Source organism: Nocardioides lianchengensis (assembly GCF_900101465.1).
In the GTDB taxonomy this organism is placed as follows: Bacteria; Actinomycetota; Actinomycetes; order Propionibacteriales; family Nocardioidaceae; genus Nocardioides; species Nocardioides lianchengensis.
Map to the genome: position 1 here is coordinate 124,137 of NZ_FMZM01000008.1, position 24,916 is coordinate 149,052.

Sequence of the window (24,916 nt, forward strand, 5' to 3'; positions counted from 1 at the left end):
GCCGGTGTGACGGTCGTTACTGCTCGGGCTTCTCGTCCTCGCCGGGCTTCTTGCACACGACCGTGTCGCTGGGGATGTAGGTCGTGTGGAAGTTCTCGGTCTTCTCGACCGTGTCGGAGCCGGGCTTGGCGAAGAACCGCTTCACATCGACGTCGAAGCCGGAGTAGCCGTTGTTCGGCAGGCAGTCGGGGGTCGTCAGGGTGCGGGTCTTGGGCGCGGTGGTGTTGTAGCGGCCGGAGGTCGTCGTGGTGATGTCCCAGACCTTGGTCGACCACATGCTGACGGTGACCGTGCCCTGCGAGCGGCCGGCGCTCGGGATGACGTTCGCGTGGATGAGGACGCCGTACGGCGTGTCGTTGGTGAACCGGAGGTCGACCGCGCCCCAGGCGACGGTGGCCTCGCGACCGACCGGGTAGCGGTCGATGTAGACCGAGTGGGGCTTGTGCTCGACGTCCTTCAGCCCGGCGAAGAACGCCGCGTTGAAGGTCGTGGTGGCCATCTGGGAGACCCCGCCGCCGAGGTCCTCCTTGAAGATGCCGTTGCTGATGATCGTGCCGGTGGTGAAGCCGTTCTCGACCGTGCGCTCCCCGACGATGTCGTTGAGCGAGAACGTCTCGCCCGGCTTCAGGACGGTGCCGTCGACCAGCTCGGCGGCCCGGCCGATGTTGGTGTCGCGGTACGACGCCGGCGGGTAGTAGGTGGTGAAGGTCGAGACCTTCTCGCGGATCCGCAGCTGCCGGGCGTCCTTGGTCGAGAACTCCGGCTCGTCGACCGTCGCCTCGACCTCCTGCTGGCGCTCGCCCTCGGGCTTGGTCAGCAGCGCGAGGAAGGCCGCGGCGACGTCGGCCGGCTCGTAGGTGACACCCGGCTTGGCCGGCACCACCTTCGGCTTGCCGTTGCGCAGGACGACGGTCGCGTCGACCGGGGCGCCCCGCTCGGCGATCCCGTCGTCGACCAGGGCCGTGAGCGCCTTCTCGTCGATGTCGGGGACCAGCACGCCCCCCTCGGCCCTCACCCCGAGGGCCGCGCTGAAGTCGCGCGGCGCGAGCCGCACCGGCGAGTCGCCGAAGACCAGGGTCACCGGCCCGGAGAGAGCGGGGTTGGCGAAGTCGTCGAGCGCGGCCTGCACGTCGGCGTCGTCGATGTCGGGCTGCGCCTCGACGAGTTCCAGCTCGACCGTCGGCTCGTCGGCGAGGTAGGCGGCGGTGATGGCCTCGGCCGCCACGTCGGGGTCGATGGCCTCCCCGACCTCGGGATCGATGGGGGTCACCCCGGAGCCCTCGAAGCTCAGGCCGCCGTCCTTCGGGAGCGTCCCGGCCTCGGCCCCGAGGCGGTCCAGCAGCTCGCCCATCGTGGCGTCGTCGACCTGGACGATCGGGTCGAGGTCCTCGCCACCGGTGAAGTAGTCCCAGAGCCGGCCGGGCTTCCAGCTCCGGCCGCCACCCGCCGCCTCCACGGAGGCGTCGAGGTCGACCGAGAGCCCGGCGTCGGCGGGGGTCACGTCCTCGGTCGTGTCGCCGACCGTGACCGCGATCGGCTGGTCGAGCCGCTCGGCGAGACCGTCCTCGAGCGCCCGGACCGCGTCGGCCTGCGTGCGACCGCCGACGTCGACCCCGGCGACCGTCGTACCGCGCGGGACCTTGTCCCCCGCGACGGCGTACGCCGCTCCCCAGCCGCCCGCGACCAACAGCGCCAGAGCGAGCACCACCAGGACGACAGCCCTGCCGCCGGCCCGCTCGCTCTTGTTCTTCACGCGGTCATCCTAGGTTCCGGGTCGGCGCGCTCCGGCGCCCCCCGCCGCGGGAGGGTCACCAGGCCCGCGACCAGGAAGGCCATCGCGGCGGCGAGGAGCACGTAGCCGGCGAGGCCGTTGCCGATCACGAAGTCGCCCTCCGGACGCGGCACGGTGAGGTAGCCGACCATCGCGATCCAGCCCAGCGCGAAGGGCAGCCGGGACGTCCAGCCCGGCGGCAGCGCGACCAGGGCCGCGGCCGGCGCGAGCACCCCGAGGACCAGGCCCCACCAGAGCTGGTGCAGCGCCACGGACGCCAGGCCGGTGGCGGCGCCGACCAGGAGGCACCCGGCCAGGGAGACCAGCCGGACCAGGACCCGCACGCGGCCTACAGACCGGCGAAGAGGTCGGTCTCGAGACCGTCCTCGCCCAGCTCGCCGCGCTCGCCCTTGGCGATCCGGTAGAACTCGTGGCCCCACACGCTGCTGCCCTGGTTGTTGCTCAGCGCGAAGAACGGGCCGTCCAGGGTGATCTGGCTGGCGTGCGCCTTCATCGCCGCCATCTTCGCGTCGACGTAGTCGTCGGCCACCACGACCGCCGCGAGGTTCTCGTCGGCGGTGATGAAGTGCGGGAGCGGGCCGTCGGGGTCCATGCCCTCGAAGGTCGTGGTGTCGCCGGCCTCGCGCAGCGCCCGCAGGCTGGCCCGCATCCGGCTCTCAGACATCGCGCCCCAGTAGATCTTCGCGACGTCCCAGGCCTCCCCGAGGTCCGGGCGGTACGACGGGACCGCGGCCAGCGCGGCGCCGTACGTGGCGACCCGGTGGGCCTGGATGTGGTCGGGGTGGCCGTAGCCGCCGAACTCGTCGTACGTCACCAGCACCTGCGGGCGGAGCTCGCGGATGATCGCCACCAGGTGGGCGGAGGCCTCGGTCAGGTCGGCGTTCGCGAAGGCTCGCGGGTCGGTCTCGTCGGCGGCGATCGCGTGGCCGTCCTCGTGCCACTTCATGCCCGAGTCGCGGTAGGCGCCGAAGCCGCCGAGGAAGCGGTGGTCGCTCACGCCGAGCGCCTTCATCGCGTTGGCCAGCTCGCCGCGACGGTGCTCGCCCAGCTGGTCGTCGCGGTCGGCGGCGAGGTGCTCCAGCTCCGGGACCAGGATCTCGCCCATCTCGCCGGCCGTGCAGGTGACGAGGGTGACCCCGCGGCCCTCGGCGACGTACTTCGCCATCGTCGCGCCGTTGCCGATCACCTCGTCGTCGGGGTGGGCGTGCACGAGGAGGAGGCGCTGGTCAGCGGTCATGGGGCGATCCTAGGTTTTTGATGCGGCGCGGCTGGGTCGGGAGCTCGAGCGGGCTCCTCGCTGTCGAACCCCCGGCCGGCCCGGTCTGTTCCTCGCGGTCCAGCCAGCCGTCGTGCTCGTCGACCAGCAGCTCCAGCAGCATCTCGGGCGCGTCCGACAGCACCGCCCAGGGATGGTCCTCGTCGTCGTCCTCGCCCGCGAGGCGCTCGCGGACCACCCAGGCGTCGTACCCCTCGGCGCGCAGGCGGGCGGCCACCGCCTCCGCGTCGTCCTCCTCGAAGACGATGACCCGCAGGCCGGTGCCGGGCGTCGCTCGGAGGACGTGCTCGATCTCGCCGAGGAACGGGCGGTCGGGCTCCAACCAGTCGACGTCGCCCAGCTCGTCGGGCCCGAGCCACCGGACCTGGTCGTGCTCGGTCGGGTCGGGCTCGCCGCCGCCCCGGAGCCGGGCGGTCGCCACCCGCAGCTCATGAGTGTCGCTGATCCGCGTCGTCCCGCTGAGCCATCCCGTCACCTCGACGGTGCAGTCCAGCTCCTCGGCGATCTCGCGCTCCAGCGCGTCCGACGGCGACTCCCCCGGCTCGACCTTGCCGCCCGGGAGCTCCCAGCGGCCGGCCAGCTCCGGCGGCGTCGTACGACGGGTCGCGAGCACCTTCCCCCCGCGCACGATCGCGGCACCGACCACCTGCTTCACGGGCGTGAGGCTACGTTGCGTGGCATGTCGTCGCTCCCGGGTGTGCACCTCGTCCGCACCGACGAGGACCTCACGCCGGTCGGCGAGCAGGTCGGGCTGGACGGCCTCCTGGGCGCCCTGGACCGGCGGGCCCGACGCACGCTGGCCCCCGGCCTCGCCGTACGACGGGCGCTGACGTGGGACGCGGCGGACCGCCGTGACCCGCACTGGTGGCCCCAGGGGATCACCTGGGAGGACGTGCCCGGGACCGGCCGGGTGCTGGCCATCAGTTGGTACTCGAAGGCCTCCCACGGTGCGCGGGTGACCTTCCTCGACCTCGACTCGCGCCGCTACCGCCACGTGCTGCTGGTGACGCCTTCCCTCGAGCCGGTCCACGCCCATGCGGGCGGGCTCGCCTGGCACGGCGGGTTCCTGCACGTCGCCGCGACCGGACGCGGGCTGCTGACCTGCCGGCTGGCCGACCTCGCCCGCGTTCCCGGCGGGGTGCTCGGACACGAGCTGGTGCTGCCCGTGCGGTCCTCCTACCGGGCGGTCACCGCCTCGGGCACCGAGAAGCTGCGGTACTCCTTCTGCTCCTACGACCCGGCTGGACCCGCGCTGGTGGTCGGCGAGTACGGGAGCTCGTCGCAGACCCGCCGGATCGCCCGCTACGACATCGACCCGGCCACCCGGCTGCTGGCGACCGGGGACGACGGGGCGTCGTACCCGCTGGTGGCGGACGAGGGCGCCGTCGTACGCACCCAGGGCGTCGTGGTCGTCGGCGGGCGGCACTACCTCACCCGCTCGCACGGCCCGTGGATGCCCGGCTCCGTGTACGCCGGCGCGCCCGGCGCGCTGCGCCGGCACCGCTGGGCCGCCCCGATGGGCCCCGAGGACCTCTCGTGGATGCCCGACCGCGACCTGCTCTGGTCGGTCTCCGAGCACCCACGACGGCGGTGGGTCTTCGCCATGCCTCGACGCGCCTTCGACTGACTGCTCGGCGGCCTCCGGCCGATGCCTTCGCCGGTGGCCCTCGCCGGTGGTCGCCGCCGGTGGCCCTCGCCGGTGGTCGAGCAGCGAGGCCGCGCTAGCGGTCGAGCGTCCGTCGAGACCCCCGCAGCCCTGCCACTGACCTCGTTCGAGTCGATCGTGCCCCCGGTGGTCGAGCAGTGAAGGACGAAGTCCTGAACGCCCGTCGAGACCCCCGCAGCCAACAAGCGACCTCGCGCGAATCGACCCCTGCCGCCTCCGGTGGTCGAGCAGTGAAGGACGAAGTCCCGAACGCCCGTCGAGACCCCCGCAGCCAGCAAGCGACCTCGCGTGGGGTCGGTTCCTGCCGTGGCGTCTGCTCGGTGCACCAGGCCGGTTCGAAGACTTTTTACAGAAAGAAGGGGCTCGTCGTCCGCGGTGATCAAGGGCCATCACGAGGCTGCTTTCTGGCTCTCGGTCCCTTCGGGTCGACCGTTCGAACAAGGCTGTGAACAACCCTCGCATTCGATAACCTGTTCGATTAGAATCGAGGCATGACTCGGGACCTCGACGACTGCGACACCGCACCCGCGGTGCTCGCCTTCGTCCGCGCCCGACGCACCGTCCAGTTGCAGGCCGAGGCCGACCAGCTCGCCGCCGCGGTCACCTGGGCCGGGATGCACTCCACCGACTCTCTGCAGGATGCGGCCGCGGTGTGGATCCCTGGTTGCGAGGACGAGATGGCCATCGCCGGCCCCGGTGCGCCGTTGATCGCGGAGTTCAGCGTCCTCGAGTTCTCCGCCGTACTTGGCCTGTCGTCCGACTCCGGGCGGATCTACCTCGGCCACGCCGTCGAGCTCGCCCACCGCCTCCCCAGGGTCTACGAACGCGTCCAATCGTTGGACCTCCCGGTCTGGAAGGCCCGCCGCATCGCCGCCGAGACCATCGACCTCCCCGAGGACGGTGCGGAGTTCGTCGACACCCACGTCGCCGCCACCGCGCACAAGATCTCCATCGCCCAACTCGACCGGACCATCGAAGAAGCCCGGGTCCGCTTCGACCCCGAGGCAGCTGCTCAACGGGCGCGTGATGCGGCAGAGGTGCGGCACTTCGACATCGAGACCCAGCAGGTCTCCTACGACGGCCACGTCGAAGTCCGCGGCACCCTCGACCTCGTCGACGCACTCGACCTGGAAGACGCCATCGCCCGGGGTGCGACCCACCTCGCCACCATCGCCGACGCGCTGTCCCTCGACGCGCGGCGCTCCATCGCCGTCGGTGACCTCGCCCGACGCCAACTCACCCTCGACCTCAACGCCGAACCCGAGCCCGACCGCAAACGCCCCCGCCAGGTCGTCGTCCACGTCCACCTCGCCGACGCCGCCATCGCCCGCGTCGAGAACACCCGATCGCTGATCTCGGTCGAGCAGGTCAAGGGCTGGTGCCAGAGCAGCGACAGTCAGGTCGTCATCAAGCCCGTCATCGACCTCACCGGCCACGTCCACGTCGACGCCTACGAAGTCCCCGACCGGCTCAAAGAACGCCAAGTCCTCCTTCAGCACTCCTGCGTCTTCCCCTGGTGCCGGCGCCGGGCCAGGTCCTGCGACCACGACCACGGCGACCCAGCATCCAGGGGCGGCGCTACGTGCGACTGCAACATCGCACCCCTCTGCCGACGACATCACCGCGCCAAGACACACACCAGGTGGCGCTACGACAAGGTCGACGACACCACCTTCATCTGGCGCAGCCCGAACGGTCTGATCTTCCGACGCGACCACACCGGCACAACCCCGCAGCCCTGACGGCCACCGGCCCCTCAGGGCTACGGGCGCGCCTCCGGCGTCCACCTGTCCCAACCCGCCCACCAGCGACGCCCGGCGTCGAGGTCCTGGGCCAAGGCGGCGGCCCGGGTGCGCAGCTCGTCGGCGACCTCCCGGGTGATCCGCCCCTCGCGGACGAGCTCGTCCGGGTCATCGACGTCCTTCCAGGTCCAGGGGCCGTCTGGCGGGATCACGAGGTCGAGGCCGTAGTCGAGGGTCTCGAACCGGGCGTGGCCGCGGCGGATCGGCGCCTCGAAGTTCACGTACCAGCCGAGGTCGCGGTCGCCCTCGAACATCCGCCACACGGCGTACCAGTCGTCCGCCCGGTGGAGCTGCAGCACGGTGGTGCCGCCCCAGGTGTCGACGCCCGCCCACGGGTGCGGACCGAAGGGGTGGTCGGGGTAGGTCATCGGCGCTCCCGGGACGAGGAGCACGGCGAGCGTCTCGCCGTCGTCGTCGACCACGGTGACCGGCGTCGAGAGCCAGACCTGCCCGTGCAGCACCTCGCGGCGCTCGACGACCGTGCCCGGCGCGCAGGCGTCCATCAGACCTGCGCAGCGGCCGGACGGTCGTCGCGCACCAGGACGACGGCGACCAGGGCGAAGACGATCATCAGGATCGTCATCAGCGCGGCGAGGAGCGACCAACCGCCGGTCTGGTCGGTGACGGCCTCGTCGAGGCCGCCCGAGGCGAGGAAGGTGCTGGGGTCGGTGGCGGCGTGGAGCAGGATCGCGGCCCAGAGGGAGCCGGTGACGCGCATGGCGAGGTACATGCAGGTGCCGAAGGCGAAGGTGTAGACGACCGTGACCGCCACCGTGCTGACCTTCATCCCGGACAGCAGGTTGACCAGGTGCATCAGCGCGAACAGCAGCGAGGACACGACCATCACGAAGCGCTCGCGGTGGCCGGCGTCGCGCAGGATCTTCACAGCCAGGCCCCGGGTGGCGAGCTCCTCGGCCACGCCGATGCAGAGACCGAGGCCCAGGATCAGCAGGATCTCCTCGGTCGTCCATACGTCCCAGTCGGCCGAGCCCAGGTGACCGACGACGGCGCCGAGGACCAGGACCGGGCCGATCCACATCCAGGGCCGACCGCGGCCCGGCTGGCGGCCGAAGAGGGCGCGCAGCCAGCCGAGGGCGGCCGAGAGACCTACGAGCGAGGTCGCGCCGATCGCGATCGGCAGCACCAGGCCGAAGAAGATGCTGCCCGTCGTACCCAAGACGTTGTCGGTGTCGATCTCGTCACCGAAGAGCAGACCGACCACCTGCCCGACGGCCAGGTAGAGGACGAGGTAGGTGACGACGAGGACGAGCGCCTTCCAGGCGGCCGGTCGGGCGAAGAAGCGGCGCATGTACCGATCCTTCCGACCACGGAGAGGCGCGGTCAAGCAGTCCGCGGCTGCAGCGCCAGCTGGCGCGACTGGGCGACCAGGCGGCCGGTGGAGTCCCAGACCTCGCAGTCCTCCTCGAACATCCCGCCGGCCAGGTTGCGCGTCTCGTGGCGCACCTTCAGCCAGCCGGGGGCCGGGCGGGCGCGCACGTGGGCGCTCAGCTCGAGGGTCGGCGCCCAGCCCATCAGGCCCAGGTTGAACGTGACGGGCGGGAGCGCGTCGACGACCATCAGCAGCGACACCGGGTCCGGCTCGCGGTCGTCGTTCAATCGGAACCACGCGCGCATCACGCCCTGCCCGCTGGGCTTCCCGACCGCCCAGCCGACGTCGTCGGGGTGGAAGCGCATGTCGAAGCGGCCCATCATCGGCGCGAGCTCCAGCACCTCGGGCGGGGCGTCGCTGCCGCGCACGCACTCCTCGAGCGGCGGCAGGTCCGGCTCCACGGCCGTGGTCCGCACGTCGTCGCCGAAGCGGTCGAGGTCGCCGTACGTCGCCAGCACGGTGATCCGGCTCTCGTCCCCCTGGACCAGGTCGGCGGCGACGGTGGCGACCCGGCCGCCCTCGCGCCGTACGTCGACCGCGACCTCCGCCGGGCCCGGCCGGGTCGCGGAGAGGTAGTAGGCGCTGACCGCGACCGGGTCCGGCTTGGCCGGCAGCGACGCGCGGACCGCATTGCCGATCACGGCGAGCAGGTAGCCGCCGTTCACCCCGCCGCCGACCACCCAGCCCGGGTCGATCTCGGCGGCGTACCGGCCCTCCCCTTCGGCGGTCACGGCGATCTGTCGGTCGAACTCGAAGCCCTCGGCGTCCATGACGGGCAAGGTATCGGGCAGGATGACGGACATGGACGAGGAGGGCGGCGGGCGGCACCCGGCCTGGGTGTACGACGCGGGCGACGAGCCCGACCCGCGCTACTCGCTGGCCAACGAGCGCACCTTCCTGGCCTGGGTGCGCACCAGCCTCGGCGTGCTGGCCGGCGCGGTCGCGCTCGAGTCGCTCCAAGTGCCCGAGCAGGACGGGCTGCGACTGGTCCTGGTCGTGGCGCTGCTGCTCTTCGGCGGCCTGACCGCCACCCTGTCGTGGATCCGCTGGGCGCGGGTCGAGCGGGCGATGCGCACCCGGGCGCCGCTGCCGCCGTTCAACCTCGGGATCCTGGTGACGGCGGCGCTGGTGGTGCTGTCGGTGCTGCTCGCGGTGACGCTGGCCCTCTAGACGCCGTCAGTCCCAGGTGAGGGCGTGCTGCTCGAAGAGCTCGCCCGTCTGGACCGGTACGACGCAGAACGGCAGCCCGGCGGGATCCGCCAGCACGGCCCAGGTGTCGTGGTCGGTCACCACCCGCGCGCCGAGCGCCACCACCCGCGCGATCTCGGCCGGCACGTCGTCGGTCTCGATGTCGAGGTGGATCCGGGGCGGCGTGCCGTCACCGATGCGCTGCGACTCCAGCCTGACGCCGCCGACCTCGCCGATCGCCCAATAGGTGCCGGACTCCCCCGCCTCGGGGGTGACCCCCTGTACGCCGGACCAGAACGCGACGCCGGCGTCCCAGTCGGAGGCCGGGTGGTCGACGAGCACGATGCCGATGCGGGAGCGGTGCATGGCCCGACGCTACGACGCGGTCGCCGTCACGTGTCCCGGCGCACCGGAACATTCTTGAAACAGGTGTTCCGTAGCGTTCTGCCCATGAGCACGACGTTCCAGGCGCTGCAGCCGGGCACCGGGCCCGTCCGGTCGGCGACGTACCTCCCGGCCACCTCCGACACCGTGCTGTGGGGCCGGCTGCCGAGCCGCACCGACGCGCCGGCGCTGAGCGTCGCGCCCGGCACCGAGGTCACGTTCGACACGATCAGCCACGAGGGCATCCTTGAGGACCAGGGCCGCGACCCGGAGGCGTTCTTCGCAGGTCACGGCGCCGAGGTCGTGCTGGAGGACGCGATCGCGCTCGCGGCGTCGCCGTACGAGCGCACCTTCGGGGTGGACGGGCCACACGTCGTCAGCCGGCCGGTGCGGGTCGAGGGCGCCGAGCCCGGCGACCTGCTGGCGATGACGGTGGTGGAGACGCTCCCGCGGGTGCCGTACGGCGTCATCAGCAACCGGCATGCGAAGGGCGCGCTGGCCGGCGAGTACCCGCTCGGCGGGGAGCCGGTCCACAGCGTCTTCGCGACGGTCAGCGACGACGGTGGCCGCGGGCTGCTGCCGCTGGTCGAGGGCGGCGAGCGGAGCGTGCGGTTCCCGCTGCGGCCGTTCCTCGGGATCATGGGCGTCGCCGTCGACGACGACGAGCGGCCGCACTCGGTGCCGCCCGGCGCCCACGGCGGCAACATCGACATCAACCTGCTGACCGTGGGCGCCACCCTCTACCTGCCGGTGCAGGTCGCGGGCGCGCTCGCCTACGTCGGCGACCCGCACTTCGCCCAGGGCGACGGCGAGGTGTCGCTGACCGCGATGGAGGCGTCGCTGCGGGCCACGGTGCGGCTCGACGTGATCCCCCGCGAGGACGCCGTACGACGCTTCGGCGAGCTCGCCGGTCCGCTCGCCGAGACCGTCGACCACCTGGTCCCCACCGGGATGGACGAGGACCTCGACGTGGCCGTCCAGAACTGCGTGCGCGCCGCGATCGCCCTGCTCCAGGCCCGCTACGGCATGGACCCGCGGCTGGCCTACGCCTATCTGTCGGCCGCGACCGACTTCGACATCTCCCAGGTGGTGGACGTCGTGAAGGGCGTGCACGCCCGCATCCGGAAGGCGGACTTCGCATGACGGTGGACCCCGGTCGGCGACTGCCGCCGCCGCCCGGCTTGGTCGAGGCGTTCCGCGCCTACGAGCAGGCTCTGATGACCAACGACCTGGCCGAGCTCGACCGGCTCTTCGCCCCCGGCCCGACGACCATGCGCGGCGACGCCCAGGGGCTGCTGGTGGGGCACCACATGATCAGCGCGTTCCGCGGCGGGCGCGGCGGCGCGCCCGCGCGGCGGATCGTGCAGACCCACGTGCAGACCATCGACGACGACCACGCGCTGGTGGTCGCGGTGACCGAGCTCGAGCGGGGAGGCCGCGGCCAGCAGACCCAGCTCTGGGCGCGGTTCCCCGACGGCTGGGCGGTGACCGCCGCCCACGTGTCGGTCCCGCCGCCCGCGCTCGACACCCGGGTCTGGCGCCTGGTCGGCGACCCGCTCGTGCCGGCCACCGGGAGCGGCGCGCTCGACGGGGAGAGCGTCGCCGTGAAGGACCTGTACGCCGTCGCCGGTCAGCGGGTCGGTGCGGGCAACCCGGCCTGGCTGGAGCAGGCGCCGGCCGAGACGCAGCACGCCGCCGCGGTGGCGAGCCTCCTCGCGGCGGGCGCGTCGATCCGTGGCATCGCCCGCACCGACGAGTTCGCCTACTCGCTCGCCGGCGCCAACGCCCACACCGGCAGCCCGCCCAACCCGCGGGCGCCGTACCGGCTCAGCGGCGGGTCGACGTCCGGCTCGGCCAGCGCCGTCTCGCTCGGCCAGGCCACGATCGGGCTCGGCACCGACACCGGCGGCTCGATCCGCGTCCCGGCCGCCTATCAGGGGCTGTTCGGGATCCGCACCACCCACGGCGCGATCCCCCGCGACGGCCTGCTCGCCCTGGCGCCCGGCTTCGACACGGTGGGCTGGCTGACCCGTACGGCGAGCCTGCTGCGCACCGTCGGCGACGTACTGCTCCCGCCGCGGGTGGCCTCCAGCGGCACCCGGCTGGTCGGGGTCCCGGCGCTGACCGCGCTGGCCGAGTCCGACGTCGTCGCCGCGGTCGCGGGCATCCCGGTCGACGCCACCGACGACCGGCCGCTGCCGGACCTGCAGGCCTGGCGGGCGGCGTTCCAGACCTGGCAGGCCTGGGAGGCCTGGCAGGTCCGCGGCTCCTGGCTGACCGGCCGCCTCGACACCCTGGGCGACGACGTCCGCAGCCGGTTCGAGCACGCGGCGTCGATCGGCCACGACCAGGCGGACGCGGCCCGTCGTACCGTCGACCGCGCGGCGCGGGCGATCCGCGACCTGGTCGGGGACGACGTGCTGGTGATCCCGTCGGCGTCGTCGGTCGCCCCCCGGGTCGGGGTCGATCTCGGCCCGGTCCGCACCGCGACCATGACCCTCACCAGCATCGCCGGGCTGGCCGGCCTGCCCGCGGTCAGCCTGCCCGTCACCACCAGCGGCGGACTCCCCGCCGGCGCCTGCCTGGTCGCCGCCCCCGGCCGCGATCGCGACCTGCTCGACCTTGCGGTGCAGCTGTCCGGAACGTAACCCTGGTGAAACGGATGTTTCGGATTCGCGACACATCCGGGCCCTAGTTTCATCGGCGGGGCCTGATCCTGGGAGGGAGCTGACGTTGCGGATCGAGGAGTTCGACGCGCTGGACGCGGAGGCGGCGGCCGAGGTGCTGCGCCCGTGCGTGGCGATCGGGTCGTGGGTGGACGCGCTCGTCGCCGGTCGCCCGTACGACGACGCGGCGGCCCTGCACGCGGCGGCCGCGGCGCAGGCCGCGACGTGGACCGACGCCGAGGTCGAGCGGGCGCTGGCCGACCACCCGCGGATCGGCGAGCGGCACCAGGGCGCCGGCACCAGCGCCGCGATGTCGCGCAGCGAGCAGGCCGGCGTCCCGCAGGACGCCGACGTCCAGGCCCGGCTCGCCGACGGCAACCGGCGCTACGAGGAGCGGTTCGACCGGATCTACCTGGTCCGCGCGGCCGGTCGCAGCGCCGACGAGATGCTGGTCCTCCTCGAGGAGCGGCTCGCGAACGACGACGCCACCGAGCGGGCGGTGACCCGCGGCCAGCTCGCGGAGATCGCCGTGCTGCGGCTGCAGGGGGCGGTCACGTGAGCACCCTCAGCACCCACGTCCTCGACGCCGCCCTCGGCCGCCCGGCCTCCGGGCTCAGCCTGGCCCTGACCGGGCCCGACGGCGCCACGCTGGCCACGGCGGTCACCGACGGCGACGGCCGGGTGCGCTTCGACGCCGAGCTCGGCGCCGGCGCCCACACCCTCGTGTTCGAGACCGGCGCCTGGTTCGCCGACGCCGAGCGCGACACGTTCTTCCCCACCGTCGAGGTCGCCTTCGCGGTCGACGACGAGCAGCCGCACTTCCACGTGGCGCTGCTGCTGAGCCCGTACTCCTACACGACCTACCGAGGGAGCTGAGATGACCGGCAGGATCGTGCTGGGCGCCAACCAGTACGGCAAGGCGGAGTGCCGCGTGGTGAAGGTGACGCGGGCCTCGACGGGCTCGACCGACGGGGGACGCCACGCGATCGAGGACCTCAACGTCACCACCCAGCTCCGGGGCGACTTCGAGGCCTGCCACACCGCGGGCGACAACAGCCGGGTGGTCGCGACCGACACGCAGAAGAACACCGTCTACGCCTTCGCCCGCGAGCACGGCGTCGGCACGCCCGAGGACCTGCTGCTCCGCCTGACCGACCACTTCGTCGACGGCTTCGAGTGGGTGACCGGCTCCGAGCTGTCGGCCGAGCTGTTCGCGTGGGAGCGCATCGCCGTCGACGGGCAGGGTCACGACCACTCCTTCGTCCGCTCCGGCCGCGAGACCCGGACGACGGTGGTCACCCGCGCCGGCGACGAGACCACGGTGGTCAGCGGGCTGAGGGACTGCACCGTGCTGAAGAGCACCGGCTCGGAGTTCCACGGCTTCCCGCGTGACCGCTACACGACGCTCCAGGAGACCACCGACCGGATCATGGCCACCAGCGTCACGGCGACCTGGCGCTACACCGGGACCGACCACGACTACGACGCCCTCTATGCCGGCATCCGCGACCTCCTGCTCTCGACCTTCGCGACCGTGCACTCGCTGGCCCTGCAGCAGACCGTCTTCGAGATGGGCAAGGCCGTCCTCGAGCGGTACGACGAGGTCGCGGAGGTCAGCCTGTCCTGCCCCAACAAGCACCACTTCCTGGTCGACCTGGAGCCGTTCGGGCTGGACAACCCGGGCGAGGTGTTCTTCGCCGCGGACCGGCCCTACGGACTGATCCAGGCCACCGTGCTGCGCGAGGCGACCCCGTGAGGGTCGACGCCGTCCGCGCCCGGAAGGTCCTGGTCGACCAGACGTTCGTGCCCGCCACCGTGACCGTCCGGCACGGCACGATCTCCGGGGTCGAGCCCTACGAGCACGACGTGGACGGGATGGTCCTGCACGCGCCCGACACGGCGTACGTCGTCCCCGGGATCGTCGACACCCACGTGCACATCAACGAGCCCGGCCGCACCGAGTGGGAGGGGTTCGTCTCGGCCACGGAGGCCGCCGCGCTGGGCGGCGCGACCACGCTCATCGACATGCCGCTCAACTCGATCCCCCCGACGACCACGATGGAGGGCCTGCGGGTCAAGCAGCAGGCCGCGCTGGGCGAACTCATGGTCGACGTCGGCTTCTGGGGCGGCGCCGTCCCCGGCAACGTGGCGGACCTGCTGCCGCTGTGGGAGGCCGGGGTGTTCGGCTTCAAGTGCTTCCTGGCCCCCAGCGGGGTCGACGAGTTCCCGCCGCTCGACCCGGCCCAGTTCCTCGCCGCGCTGACCGAGGTCGCCCGCTTCGACGGGCTGATGATCGTGCACGCCGAGGACGCCCGGGTGCTGGCGGAGGCACCCGCGACGCCGAGCCGCGCGTACGCCGACTTCGTCCGCTCCCGGCCCCACGAGGCCGAGCTGGCCGCGATCAGGCAGGTCATCGACGGCGCCCGCGAGACCGGGGCCCGGGTGCACGTCCTGCACCTGTCCAGCGCCCGCGCGCTCGACCTGATCGCCGACGCCAAGGCCGAGGGGCTGCGGCTGACCGTCGAGACCTGCCCGCACTACCTGTGCTTCGCGGCCGAGACCATCCCGGACGCGGCATCTCAGTTCAAGTGCTGCCCGCCGATCCGCGACGGCGGCAACCGCGAGGAGCTCTGGCAGGCGCTGCGGGCCGGCGTCATCGACACCGTCGTCAGCGACCACTCCCCCGCGACGGCGGAGGAGAAGAACAGGGGCGGCGGCGACCTCCAGCAGGCCTGGGGCGGCGTCTCCGGGCTCCAGGTCGGGTTCAGCGCCGTCGCCGCCGAGGCCCGGCGCCGCAACATCCCGCTGTCCAGCGTGAGCCGGTGGATGTCGACCAACACCGCCGACCAGGTCGGCCTGACCAGCAAGGGCCGGATCGCCGTCGGCGCCGACGCCGACCTCGCCGTCTACGACACCGGCGTCGACTTCCGGATCGAGGCGACCCGGCTCGCCCACCGCAACCCGATCTCGGCGTACGACGGGCTCCGCTACGGCGGCCGGGTCACCCGGTCGGTCGTCCGCGGCAACGCCATCGACGTCGAGCGCCCCGACCACGGCTGGGGCCGACAGCTGAGGAGACTCTCGTGACCTCTCCCGTGAACCCACCCCCGCGGCTGCTGATGGGCCCGGGCCCGATCAATGCCGACCCGCGCGTGCTGCGCGCGATGTCGGCGCAGCTGGTCGGCCAGTACGACCCCTGGATGACCGACACCATGACCGAGACGATGGGTCTCTACCGCGACGTCTTCCGCACCACCAACGAGCAGACCTTCGTGGTCGACGGCACCTCGCGTGCCGGCATCGAGGCCGCCCTGGTCTCGCTGGTCGAGCCCGGCGACCGGGTGCTGGTGCCGGTCTTCGGGCGGTTCGGCCACCTGCTGGTCGAGATCGCCGAGCGCTGCGGCGCGGAGGTGCACACGATCGAGGTGCCGTGGGGCGAGGTGTTCGACCCGTCGGCCGTGGAGGAGGCGGTCGTCGCGACCCGCCCGAAGGTGCTCGCCGTCGTCCAGGGCGACACCTCGACCACCATGTGCCAGCCGCTGGAGGATCTCGGCGAGATCTGCCGCCGGCACGACGTGCTGCTCTACTGCGACGCCACCGCCTCCCTGGGCGGCAACCCCTTCGAGACCGACCTCTGGGGCCTGGACGTCGTCACCGCCGGGCTGCAGAAGTGCCTCGGCGGGCCGTCGGGGTCGGCGCCGATCACCCTCTCCCCGCGGGCGGCCACCGTGATCGACGGGCGCAAGCACGTCGAGGCCGGCATCCGCTCGGACGACGACGACGACGAGGACGCGGCCGGCGTCCGGATCGCCTCCAACTACCTCGACCTCGCGCAGGTCATGGACTACTGGGGCCCCCGCCGGCTCAACCACCACACCGAGGCCACCACCATGCTGTACGGCGCCCGCGAGTGCGCCCGGCTGCTGGTCGAGGAGGGCCTCGACGCGGCCGTCGAGCGGCACGCCCGGCACGGGCTGGCGATGCTGGAGGGCGTCCGCGGGCTGGGGCTGGCCGTCTTCGGCGACGTGGCGCACAAGATGCACAACGTCGTGGCCGTCGAGATCCCCGCGGGGGTCGACGGGGACGCCGCACGGTCGGCGCTGCTGACCGACTTCGGCATCGAGATCGGCACCTCGTTCGGCCCGCTCCACGGCAAGGTCTGGCGGATCGGCACCATGGGCCACAACGCCCGGAAGGACGCCGTGCTGGTGACCCTCGCGGCCCTGGAGCAGGTGCTGCGCGCGGGCGGCGTACCTCTCACCGCCGGAGGCGGCGTGGGGGCCGCGCAGGAGGTGTACTCCTCGTGACCACCGCACGGGTCGTCCTGGACCGCTGCGCCGAGCTGGACCGGTTCTCGTCGATGCGGACCGGACTCGAGCGGGTACACCTCTCGACGGAGCACGCCGGCGCCAATGCCGTCGTCGCCCGCTGGATGGAGGAGGCCGGGCTGCGCACCTGGACCGACGCCGCCGGCAACGTCTGCGGGCGCCGCGAGGGCACCGAGCCCGGCTTGCCGGCGCTGCTGCTCGGCTCCCACCTCGACACCGTCCCCGACGCCGGGTCGTACGACGGGATGCTCGGCGTGGTGATGGCCGTGGCCGTCGCCGAGCGGCTCCGCGACGCCGCCCTGCCGTTCGCCCTGGAGATCGTCGGCTTCAGCGACGAGGAGGGCACCCGGTTCGGGAAGGCGCTGCTCGGGAGCCAGGCGCTCGCCGGCACCTGGGACGAGGAATGGTGGACGCTGCGGGACAAGAACGGCGTGACGCTGCACCAGGCGTTCCTCGACTTCGGGCTCGACCCGCGCCGGATCGGCGAGGCGGCCCGCCGGCCCGAGGAGCTGGTCGGCTACCTGGAGGCCCACATCGAGCAGGGCCCCTACCTGGAGGCGGCCGACGCGAGCCTGGGCTACGTGACGACGATCGCCGGCGCGCGCCGCTTCGCGATCTCGGTGCTGGGCGAGGCCCGGCACGCGGGCGGCACGCCGTACCACCGGCGCAAGGACGCGCTGGTCGGCGCGAGCGAGATCGTCACCACCGTCGAGCGGATGGCGCGGGCCAGCGAGTGCATCGCCACCGTCGGTCGGCTGCACGTCCGGCCGGGTGCGGTCAACGTGATCCCGGGCCGCGCCGACCTGACCCTCGACCTGCGGGCCGCGACCGACACCGAGCGCGACGCGATGTGGACGGCGATGCACGCCGAGATGGAGCGGCTGTGCGCCGACCGCGGGCTGCGCCTGGAGGTCGTGGAGACCCACACCGCACCGGCTGCGCCGTGCGCCGCGTGGCTCCAGCGCGCGGTGGTCTCCGGCATCGCCACCACCGGCGACGCCGCCCCGATGGGGCTGTGGAGCCGGGCCGGCCACGACGCGATGGCGGTCGCGGCCGTCGCCGACATCGGGATGCTCTTCGTGCGCTGCTTCGACGGGATCAGCCACCACCCCGGCGAGGACGTGCGCGAGGTCGACGTCGCGCGCGGCCTGGACGCGTTCGAGGCAGCGGTGCTCGAGGTGGCCGCGACGGTGGGGGTCGCGCGGTGAGCCTGCGCATCGACGAGCGGATCGCCGAGCACCACGCCGCACTCTCCCCGCAGGAGCGCAAGGCGGCCGCCACCCTGCTCGAGCACCTCGACGACCTGGCGACCTACCGCGCCGCCGAGCTGGCCACCCTGGCCGGCGTCTCGAAGGCCACCATGAGCCGGCTCTTCCGGCACCTCGGGTACGCCGACTTCGACGAGGTCCGCGAGCACCTCCGGGCGCTGCGCACCGCCGGCGAGCCGCACCGCGTCGACGGCGCTCCCGACCTGGCCGCCCACGCCGCGCAGGAGGCCGAGGCGATCCTGCGCGCGCTGCAGCAGCCCCGGCTGACCGAGGCCGTGGCCCTGGTCGCCGGCGCCCGGCGGGTCACGGTGGTGGGATGGCGCAACAGCCACCCGGTGGCGCTGCACCTGCGCCAGCAGCTCTCCCAGGCGCGCGGCGACGTACGGCTGGCCCCGCTGCCGGGGCAGGTGGTCGGCGAGGAGCTGGCCGACCTGGGCCCGGGTGACGTGGTGGTGGTGGTGGGCTTCCGGCGCCGACCGCGCGGGTTCGGTGCGTTCCTGGCCGAGGCCGCCGGCACCGGCGCGGCGCTGGTGCTGCTCGCGGACCCGACCGCCCGGCCGCACGCGACGCCCGCGACGGTATGGCTCGAGTGCCCGGTCCAGGGGGCGCTGGCCTTCGACAGCTACGCCGCCGCGATGAGCCTGGTCGGGGCGCTCGCCGACGGGGTGCTCTCCCACGCCGGCCGCCCGGCCCGGGAGCGGGTTTCCGCCATCAGCCGCACCTACGAGCGGCTGATGGAGGTGGAGTGATGGACCTCGGCACCGTCCGCTCCTTCCGCCCCGCCCGCTCCCGCGGCGACCTCACCCTCTCGGGCGGCGAGGTCGTCGTCGGGGGCGGGACCTGGCTGTTCTCCGAGCCGCAGCCCGGCACCACCGGCCTGGTCGACCTGACCACGCTCGGCTGGGCGCCGTTCGAGCCCCTGCCCGACGGCACCCTGCGGATCGCCGCCACCTGCACGATCGAGCAGCTGGTCGGCGCCCCGTGGGGCGGTCTCGCCGAGCTCGCCCGGCAGGCGGCCGACGGGCTGCTGATGTCGTTCAAGGTGCAGCGCACCGCCACCGTCGGCGGCAACGTCTGCCTGGCCCTCCCGGCCGGGGCGATGACCTCGCTGCTCGCGGGCCTCGGCGCCGAGGCGGTCGTGTGGACCCCCGACGGCGGCGAGCGGCGCGAGCCGGTCGCCGCGTTCGTGCGCGACGTGCGGGTCACCTCGCTGCGGCCCGGCGAGGTGCTGCGGGCGATCGACGTACCGCCCTCGTCGCTGACCGCACCGGCCGCGTTCCGCCGCACGTCGTTGTCGCCGCTCGGCCGCTCGGCGGTCGTCGTGGTCGGCAGCGGACGCACGGTCACCGTCACCGCCTCGACCACCCGCCCGGTGGTGCTCGACGCGGACGACCTCGACGCGGGACTGGCCGCCGTCGACTGCTGGTACGACGACGCGCACGGCGCAGCCGACTGGCGCGCCGCGGTCACGGGCCTGCTCGCCCGCGAGGTCGTCTCGGAGCTGGGCAGATGAGGATCGACGACCGGCCGGTCGACGCGACGCCCGCGCCCGGCCAGTGCCTGCGCACCTTCCTGCGCGAGCAAGGCGCATTGGCGGTCAAGAAGGGCTGCGACGCCGGCGACTGCGGGGCCTGCTCCGTGCTGCTCGACGGCGAGCCGGTGCACTCGTGCATCGTCCCGGCGGCTCGCGCGGTCGACTCGGCGGTCACGACCGCCGCCGGGCTGGGGAGCCCCGACGACCTCTCCCCCGTGCAGCAGGCCTTCGTCGCGGCGTGCGGCTTCCAGTGCGGCTTCTGCACCGCCGGGTACGTCGTCACCGCCACCGCCGTCGGACGGGAGGTCGAGGACCCGGAGCGGACGTTCAAGGGCAACCTGTGCCGCTGCACCGGCTACCGGTCGATCCGCGACGCCCTCGCCGGCCGGTCGAACGTCGCCCCCGGCGCGGTCGGCGCCTCGGTCGGCGCTCCCGCGGGCCCACGGATCGTGTCGGGCCGAGAGCCGTACACGCTCGACCTCCCGGCGACCGACGTCCTGCACGTGAAGCTGCTGGCCAGCCCGCACTCGCACGCCCGGATCACCGCCATCGACACGTCCGCGGCCGCGGCGCTGCCGGGCGTCCACCTGGTGCTGACCCATCTCGACGCCCCCGACGTCCTCTACTCCTCCGGCCGCCACGACAGCCGGCTCGACGACCCCGACGACACCCGGCTGCTCGACGACGTGGTCCGGTTCAAGGGCCAGCGGGTCGCCGCCGTGGTGGCCGACTCGGTCGCCCTCGCCGAGGAGGCCCTCGCCCTGATCCGGGTGGAGTACGACGTGCTGCCCGCCGTGCTCGACCCCGAGGAAGCCCGGACGCCGGGCGCGCCGCTGGTGCACGGCGAGAAGTCCACGATGCGCAGCCGGATCTCCGAGCCGATGCGCAACGTGGTCGCCCAGACCCACGGCGAGGTCGGCGACGTGTCCGCCGGGCTGGCGGCGGCCGAGGTCCGGGTCTCCGGCACCTGGCGCACCTCGCGGGTCACCCACGCGGCGCTCGAGACCCACGGCGCCCGCGGCTGGGTCGACGACGCCGGGCGGCTCGTCGTACGCACGAGCACGCAGGTGCCGTTCCTGGTCCGCGACGAGCTGGCCCACGTGCTCGGCGTCGACCGCGCGCAGGTGCGGGTGCTGGCCGCCCGGGTCGGCGGCGGGTTCGGGGGCAAGCAGGAGATGCTGGTCGAGGACGTCGTCGGGCTGGCCGTGCTCCGGCTCGCCGCCGCGGGGGTACGCCGTCCCGTGCAGCTGGAGCTGACCCGCGAGGAGCAGTTCACGCTGGTGCCCAGCCGACACCCGATGCGGGTGGAGGTCGAGCTCGGGGCCGACGCGGACGGCGTGCTGACCGCGCTGCGGCTCGACGTGCTCAGCGACACCGGCGCCTACGGCAACCACGCCGCCGGGGTGCTGTTCCACGGCTGCCACGAGTCGGTCGCGCTCTACCGCTGCCCCAACAAGCGGGTCGACGCGGAGGCGGTCTACACCCACACCGTTCCCGCGGGCGCGTTCCGTGGCTACGGGCTGGGGCAGGTGATCTTCGGGATCGAGTCGGCGCTGGACGACCTGGCGCGCGAGCTCGGGATCTCGGCCGCCGAGGTCCGGCGGCGCAACGCCGTACGGCCCGGGGACGGGTTCGTGGTCAACGGTCCGCCCGACGACGACCTGATGCTGACGGAGTCGTCGTACGGGCTGCCGCAGTGCCTGGACCTGGTCGCGGCCGCCCTGGAGGAGGACCGCACCCCCGCTCCCGGCGCGGGGTGGCAGCTCGGCAGCGGACTGGCCGCCGCGATGATCGCCACCATCCCGCCGCGCGGCCACCACGCCACGGCCACGGTCACCGCGGAGCTCGACGGGACGGTCACCATCGGCGTCGGCTCGGCCGAGTTCGGCAACGGCTCGGCGACGGTGCACGTGCAGCTCGTCGCCGAGGAGCTCGGCGTCCCCGTGTCCCTCGTCCGGCTGCGCGGGTCCGACACCGACGCGACGTCGTACGACACCGGGGCCTACGGGTCGACCGGCACCGTGGTCGCCGGGAGCGCTGTCGTGGCCGCGGCCCGGGAGCTCCGCTCCCTCCTCGCCGCCCGCGAGGGAGCACCGCTCACCGAGCCGCTGGTCGCCCACGGCGAGCACCACGGGACGCCCCGCTCGGTCGCCTTCAACGTGCACGGCTTCCGGGTCGCGGTGCACCCGCCGACCGGCGAGGTCCGGCTGCTCGCCTCGGTGCACGCCGCCGACGCCGGCGTCGTGATGAACCCCGAGCAGCTGCGCGGCCAGGTCGAGGGCGGGGTCGCGCAGGCGATCGGCACCTCGCTCCAGGAGGAGGTCCGCCTGGTCGACGGCGCGGTGACGACCCGGACCTTCCGCGACTACCGGGTGCCGCAGATGGGCGACCTGCCCCCGACCCGCGTGCTGTTCGCCGACACGTACGACGACCTGGGCCCGCGCGGGGCCAAGTCGATGAGCGAGGCGCCGTACAACCCCGTCGCACCGGCCCTGGCCAACGCCGTCCGGGACGCCACCGGCGTACGACCCCACGAGCTGCCGATGACCCGCGACCGGGTCTGGCGGATGCTGCAGGAGAGGAACCCCCATGACTGACCAGGTGTGGCTGGAGCAGGCGGTCGCGCTGGCCGTCGCCAACGTCGAGGCGGGCGGCGGGCCGTTCGGCGCGCTCGTCGTACGGGAGGGGACGGTGCTGGCCACCGGCCAGAACCGGGTCACGCGCGACCTCGACCCGACCGCGCACGCCGAGGTGAACGCGATCCGCGCGGCCTGCGCCGAGCTCCGCGACTTCTCGCTGGCCGGCTGCACGCTCTACACCTCGTGCGAGCCCTGCCCGCTCTGCGTCTCCGCGTCCCTGTGGGCCCGGGTCGACCGCGTCGTGTACGCCGCCGACCGCCACGACGCCGCCCGCGGCGGCTTCGACGACCGCGAGTTCTACGAGCTCTTCGCCCGCGACCGCGCCACCTGGCCCACCCCGGTGGACGCCGTGCCCGTCCCCGCCGCCTTCAGCCCCTTCCAGGCCTGGCTCGACAACACCACCCGCACCCACTACTGACCAGCCCTAGCCCGGGTGGGTCTGCGTGACCGACAGGGTCTCGACACGCCGGACGCGACCTCGTTCCTCGGTCGCGCGGCTCGCTCGACCACCATCAGCGAGTCCGCTGGCGCGTCCTCGCTAGGCGGTGCTCTGGGACATGCCCATCCGCGCCAGGACGATGTTCTCGACGAGCTGGACGACGTTGTAGAGCGCGAGGGTCACGAAAGTGATGATCGCGACCGCGGCCCAGAGGTTGTCGAACTGGGCGGCGGCGTTGAACTTCGTGATGTTGCCGCCGATGCCCTTGCCGGTCGAGAGCCACTCCGCGAGCAGGGCGCCGGTGACCGCGCCGGGCACCGAGACCCGGGCCGCCGCGAAGAGCGAGGGCAGGGCGCCGGGGATGGCCACCTTGGTCAGGGCCGACCAGTTGCCGCCGCCGTACACCTTGACCAGGTCGAGGCTCTCCTTGCTGGCGCGGCTGAGCCCGAAGAGCACCGAGGCCAGGGCGGGGAAGAGCACCACGATGCTGCCGATCACCGCCACCGAGGCCGCGGTGCCGCGGCCGGTGATCAGGATGATGACCGGCGCGATCGAGACCAGCGGGATGCTGCGCAGCAGCAGGGCCAGGGGCATCACGCCGGCGGACACGGTCCGCGAGACGGTGAAGGCCATGGCCAGCACGGTGGCGACGACCATGCCGACGACGAAGCCGAGGGCGGCGTCCTTCAGCGACTTGCCCGCGAGCCCGAAGAGGACCTCGCGATGCTCGGCGGCCGTGCTGCGGGCGCCCTCCTCGTCGACGAAGAGATGGTTCCAGACGTCGGTGGGCCCCTTGGCGACGTACTCGGTGATGCCCGAGAAGCTGAGCACGGCCTGCCACAGGAGCAGCACCACGGCCACGGTCAGCACGGCGTTGAACAGCGCACGGCCGACGGCCTTCGCGAACGGGTGCATCAGCTCTCCCTCCCGGACACCCAGGGCGTGACGAAGCGGGCGAGCAGGCCAACGAGGCCGTAGCCCACCAGGGCGATCAGGGCGCAGAGCAGGAAGACCACCCAGACCCGCTCGGAATCGAGGTTGCCCTGCAGCCGGATCAGCAGGATGCCGACGCTGCGGTCGGTGGCGCCCATGTACTCGCCGAGGACGGCCCCCAGGAACGCCGTGGGTACGGCGACCTGCAGCGCGTTCAGGATCGCGGGCAGCGCCGCGACCAGCCGCACCTTGCGCAGCTGGGTCAGCCGGCCGCCGCCGTACACGCTGACGACGTCGAGGCTGGCCCGGTCGGCCGCCCGGAAGCCGAGCAGCGCGCCGACGACGGTCGTGAAGAAGACCGCCAGCGCCGCGAGCAGGATGGCCGTCTTGGACGGATCCCCCGGCTGGTCGGCGCCGCCGACGGCGACGATCGCGATGCCGCCGACGGCGACCATCGGCAGGCAGTAGCTCACCACCGCGACCTGGACGATGACCGGCTCCAGCCGCGGGACCAGCAGCACGGTGCTGGCGAGCAGCAGCGCCAGTCCGTTGCCCCACACGAAGCCGTAGCCGGCCTCGGTGAGGGTGACTTCGAAGGCCGGCCAGTAGGCGCCGAGGCCGTCCTCGAAGAGCCGGTGGAAGACCGCCCACGGGGAGGGCACCGGCGTGAAGCTGGTGCCCTCGTCGGGACGGAAGGCGACCACGGAGAACAGCCACCAGGCCAGCACGATCCCGACACCGCCGATGATGCCGGCGAGCCAGCCGGGGATGCGGCCCTGGGCGATCACGACTCGGCCGCCGCGCGCCCGTCGGCGCCGAAGAGCAGCTCCGAGGCCCGGTCAGCGAGCGCGTGGAACTCCGGCGTGCGCATCATGTCGGGCGTCCGCGGGCGCGGCAGGTCGACCTCGATGATCTCCTTGATCCGGCCCGGCCGCGGGCTCATGACCGCCACCTGGTCGGAGAGGAAGATCGCCTCGTTGATGCCGTGCGTGACCAGCAGGGTGGTCGCCGGCTTCTCGGTCCAGATCCGCAGCAGCTCCAGGTTGAGGTTCTGGCGGGTCATGTCGTCGAGCGCACCGAACGGCTCGTCGAGCAGCAGCACCGACGGCTTCAGCGCCAGCGCGCGGGCGATGGACACCCGCTGGCGCATGCCGCCCGAGAGCTGGGCCGGCTTGGCCTTCTCGAAGCCGGTCAGCCCGACCAGGGCGATCAGCTCCTCGACGTACGCCTTGTCGACCTTGCGGCCGGCGACCTCGAAGGGCAGCTGGATGTTCTTCACCACGCTGCGCCACGGCAGCAGGGCGTGGTCCTGGAAGGCGATGCCGAGCTCGCTGTCGCGGCGCAGCTCGCGCGGCGTCTTGCCGTCGACGATGGCCTCGCCGCTGCTGGGCGACTCCAGCCCCGCGAGGATCCGCAGGATCGTCGACTTGCCGCAGCCCGACGGGCCCAGCAACGCCAGGAAGGAGCCCTGGTCGGTGTGCAGGTGGGCGTCCTGGAGGGCGGTGACGGGCTTGCCGCCACTGCCCTTGAACGTCTTGGTCAGTCCCTTGATCTGGATGCCGGTGCCCAGCCGGGCACCGGCATCCAGGTTCTGCTCAGTCGTCATGTGTA

Annotated in this window: 26 protein-coding genes; 15 read left to right on the forward strand and 11 right to left on the reverse strand. The window is 73.3% G+C overall.

Annotation, left to right across the window (positions count from 1 at the left end; all coding sequences use genetic code 11):
- Positions 1–16 precede the first annotated feature (16 nt).
- Genes BLT76_RS15485 through BLT76_RS26380 form a run of 4 tightly spaced genes read right to left on the reverse strand, consistent with a single transcriptional unit; the run spans position 17 to position 3,723 of the window.
- Positions 17–1,753 carry a VanW family protein gene (locus BLT76_RS15485; RefSeq protein WP_090857935.1) on the reverse strand — a complete coding sequence of 579 codons (1,737 nt, stop codon included), beginning with the start codon at positions 1,751–1,753 and terminating at the stop codon, positions 17–19.
- Complete coding sequence (locus BLT76_RS15490; RefSeq protein WP_090857939.1) at positions 1,750–2,115, reverse strand: DUF6113 family protein; 366 nt, start codon at positions 2,113–2,115, stop codon at positions 1,750–1,752. The genes BLT76_RS15485 and BLT76_RS15490 overlap by 4 nt, the downstream gene beginning before the upstream one ends.
- A gap of 5 nt (positions 2,116–2,120) precedes the next feature.
- The gene (gene mshB / locus BLT76_RS15495; RefSeq protein WP_090857942.1) at positions 2,121–3,029 is read right to left on the reverse strand and encodes an N-acetyl-1-D-myo-inositol-2-amino-2-deoxy-alpha-D-glucopyranoside deacetylase; all 909 of its coding nucleotides are present in this window, start codon (positions 3,027–3,029) and stop codon (positions 2,121–2,123) included.
- Positions 3,019–3,723, reverse strand: coding sequence for a (deoxy)nucleoside triphosphate pyrophosphohydrolase (locus tag BLT76_RS26380; protein ID WP_244509426.1), 705 nt, complete (start codon positions 3,721–3,723; stop codon positions 3,019–3,021). The genes mshB and BLT76_RS26380 overlap by 11 nt, the downstream gene beginning before the upstream one ends.
- Positions 3,724–3,747: 24 nt before the next feature.
- Here BLT76_RS26380 and BLT76_RS15505 point away from each other — a divergent pair, with 24 nt between their 5' ends.
- On the forward strand, positions 3,748–4,695 hold the full coding sequence (locus BLT76_RS15505) for a hypothetical protein (RefSeq protein ID WP_090857945.1): 948 nt from the start codon (positions 3,748–3,750) through the stop codon (positions 4,693–4,695).
- A 530-nt stretch (positions 4,696–5,225) separates the two neighbouring features.
- Positions 5,226–6,476, forward strand: coding sequence for an HNH endonuclease signature motif containing protein (locus BLT76_RS15510; RefSeq protein WP_090857948.1), 1,251 nt, complete (start codon positions 5,226–5,228; stop codon positions 6,474–6,476).
- Positions 6,477–6,496: 20 nt separating this feature from the next.
- Here the strand turns inward: BLT76_RS15510 and BLT76_RS15515 are convergent, their stop codons facing one another.
- Genes BLT76_RS15515 through BLT76_RS15525 form a run of 3 tightly spaced genes read right to left on the reverse strand, consistent with a single transcriptional unit; the run spans position 6,497 to position 8,696 of the window.
- Positions 6,497–7,039, reverse strand: coding sequence for a ribonuclease FAU-1 family protein (locus BLT76_RS15515; RefSeq protein WP_090857951.1), 543 nt, complete (start codon positions 7,037–7,039; stop codon positions 6,497–6,499).
- Positions 7,039–7,845: a CPBP family intramembrane glutamic endopeptidase gene (locus BLT76_RS15520; protein WP_090857956.1), complete on the reverse strand. Its 807-nt coding sequence runs from the start codon at positions 7,843–7,845 to the stop codon at positions 7,039–7,041. Before BLT76_RS15520 ends, BLT76_RS15515 begins: the two co-directional genes overlap by 1 nt.
- 32 nt (positions 7,846–7,877) lie before the next feature.
- A complete protein-coding gene (locus BLT76_RS15525) occupies positions 7,878–8,696 on the reverse strand; it encodes a thioesterase family protein (protein ID WP_090857959.1) in 819 nt (272 codons plus the stop codon).
- A gap of 31 nt (positions 8,697–8,727) precedes the next feature.
- On the opposite strand from BLT76_RS15525, the gene BLT76_RS15530 reads away from it, so the two are divergent.
- Positions 8,728–9,096 carry a YidH family protein gene (locus BLT76_RS15530; protein WP_090857962.1) on the forward strand — a complete coding sequence of 123 codons (369 nt, stop codon included), beginning with the start codon at positions 8,728–8,730 and terminating at the stop codon, positions 9,094–9,096.
- Positions 9,097–9,102: 6 nt separating this feature from the next.
- Here the strand turns inward: BLT76_RS15530 and BLT76_RS15535 are convergent, their stop codons facing one another.
- Positions 9,103–9,480, reverse strand: coding sequence for a VOC family protein (locus tag BLT76_RS15535; RefSeq protein ID WP_090857965.1), 378 nt, complete (start codon positions 9,478–9,480; stop codon positions 9,103–9,105).
- Between the two features lie 84 nt (positions 9,481–9,564).
- On the opposite strand from BLT76_RS15535, the gene BLT76_RS15540 reads away from it, so the two are divergent.
- The 12 genes from BLT76_RS15540 to BLT76_RS15595 all read left to right on the forward strand — a co-directional run bounded on the left by BLT76_RS15540 (position 9,565) and on the right by BLT76_RS15595 (position 22,351).
- Complete coding sequence (locus BLT76_RS15540) at positions 9,565–10,641, forward strand: acetamidase/formamidase family protein (protein WP_090857968.1); 1,077 nt, start codon at positions 9,565–9,567, stop codon at positions 10,639–10,641.
- Complete coding sequence (locus tag BLT76_RS15545) at positions 10,638–12,146, forward strand: AtzH-like domain-containing protein (RefSeq protein WP_090857971.1); 1,509 nt, start codon at positions 10,638–10,640, stop codon at positions 12,144–12,146. Before BLT76_RS15540 ends, BLT76_RS15545 begins: the two co-directional genes overlap by 4 nt.
- Positions 12,147–12,231: 85 nt before the next feature.
- The gene (uraD, locus tag BLT76_RS15550) at positions 12,232–12,723 is read left to right on the forward strand and encodes a 2-oxo-4-hydroxy-4-carboxy-5-ureidoimidazoline decarboxylase (RefSeq protein ID WP_090857974.1); all 492 of its coding nucleotides are present in this window, start codon (positions 12,232–12,234) and stop codon (positions 12,721–12,723) included.
- Positions 12,720–13,040, forward strand: a complete 321-nt coding sequence (gene uraH / locus BLT76_RS15555; protein ID WP_090857977.1) for a hydroxyisourate hydrolase — start codon at positions 12,720–12,722, stop codon at positions 13,038–13,040. Before uraD ends, uraH begins: the two co-directional genes overlap by 4 nt.
- A 1-nt stretch (position 13,041) precedes the next feature.
- On the forward strand, positions 13,042–13,920 hold the full coding sequence (pucL, locus tag BLT76_RS15560; RefSeq protein ID WP_090857980.1) for a factor-independent urate hydroxylase: 879 nt from the start codon (positions 13,042–13,044) through the stop codon (positions 13,918–13,920).
- The gene (gene allB, locus BLT76_RS15565) at positions 13,917–15,251 is read left to right on the forward strand and encodes an allantoinase AllB (RefSeq protein ID WP_090857983.1); all 1,335 of its coding nucleotides are present in this window, start codon (positions 13,917–13,919) and stop codon (positions 15,249–15,251) included. The genes pucL and allB overlap by 4 nt, the downstream gene beginning before the upstream one ends.
- Positions 15,248–16,471: a pyridoxal-phosphate-dependent aminotransferase family protein gene (locus BLT76_RS15570; protein ID WP_244509427.1), complete on the forward strand. Its 1,224-nt coding sequence runs from the start codon at positions 15,248–15,250 to the stop codon at positions 16,469–16,471. The genes allB and BLT76_RS15570 overlap by 4 nt, the downstream gene beginning before the upstream one ends.
- Positions 16,468–17,700 carry an allantoate amidohydrolase gene (locus tag BLT76_RS15575; protein ID WP_090857986.1) on the forward strand — a complete coding sequence of 411 codons (1,233 nt, stop codon included), beginning with the start codon at positions 16,468–16,470 and terminating at the stop codon, positions 17,698–17,700. Before BLT76_RS15570 ends, BLT76_RS15575 begins: the two co-directional genes overlap by 4 nt.
- Positions 17,697–18,509: a MurR/RpiR family transcriptional regulator gene (locus BLT76_RS15580; protein WP_211752993.1), complete on the forward strand. Its 813-nt coding sequence runs from the start codon at positions 17,697–17,699 to the stop codon at positions 18,507–18,509. Before BLT76_RS15575 ends, BLT76_RS15580 begins: the two co-directional genes overlap by 4 nt.
- Complete coding sequence (locus BLT76_RS15585; RefSeq protein ID WP_090857989.1) at positions 18,509–19,273, forward strand: FAD binding domain-containing protein; 765 nt, start codon at positions 18,509–18,511, stop codon at positions 19,271–19,273. Before BLT76_RS15580 ends, BLT76_RS15585 begins: the two co-directional genes overlap by 1 nt.
- On the forward strand, positions 19,270–21,891 hold the full coding sequence (locus tag BLT76_RS15590) for a molybdopterin-dependent oxidoreductase (RefSeq protein ID WP_090857992.1): 2,622 nt from the start codon (positions 19,270–19,272) through the stop codon (positions 21,889–21,891). Before BLT76_RS15585 ends, BLT76_RS15590 begins: the two co-directional genes overlap by 4 nt.
- Positions 21,884–22,351 carry a nucleoside deaminase gene (locus tag BLT76_RS15595; RefSeq protein WP_090857994.1) on the forward strand — a complete coding sequence of 156 codons (468 nt, stop codon included), beginning with the start codon at positions 21,884–21,886 and terminating at the stop codon, positions 22,349–22,351. Before BLT76_RS15590 ends, BLT76_RS15595 begins: the two co-directional genes overlap by 8 nt.
- Before the next feature lie 120 nt (positions 22,352–22,471).
- Here BLT76_RS15595 and BLT76_RS15600 read toward each other — a convergent pair whose 3' ends face one another.
- From BLT76_RS15600 to BLT76_RS15610, 3 genes are read right to left on the reverse strand one after another with little or no spacing between them, the layout of a single operon-like run.
- On the reverse strand, positions 22,472–23,287 hold the full coding sequence (locus BLT76_RS15600) for an ABC transporter permease (protein WP_090857997.1): 816 nt from the start codon (positions 23,285–23,287) through the stop codon (positions 22,472–22,474).
- On the reverse strand, positions 23,287–24,093 hold the full coding sequence (locus BLT76_RS15605) for an ABC transporter permease (RefSeq protein ID WP_244509428.1): 807 nt from the start codon (positions 24,091–24,093) through the stop codon (positions 23,287–23,289). The genes BLT76_RS15600 and BLT76_RS15605 overlap by 1 nt, the downstream gene beginning before the upstream one ends.
- On the reverse strand, positions 24,090–24,911 hold the full coding sequence (locus BLT76_RS15610; protein ID WP_170867086.1) for an ABC transporter ATP-binding protein: 822 nt from the start codon (positions 24,909–24,911) through the stop codon (positions 24,090–24,092). The genes BLT76_RS15605 and BLT76_RS15610 overlap by 4 nt, the downstream gene beginning before the upstream one ends.
- Between the last annotated feature and the right edge of the window lie 5 nt (positions 24,912–24,916).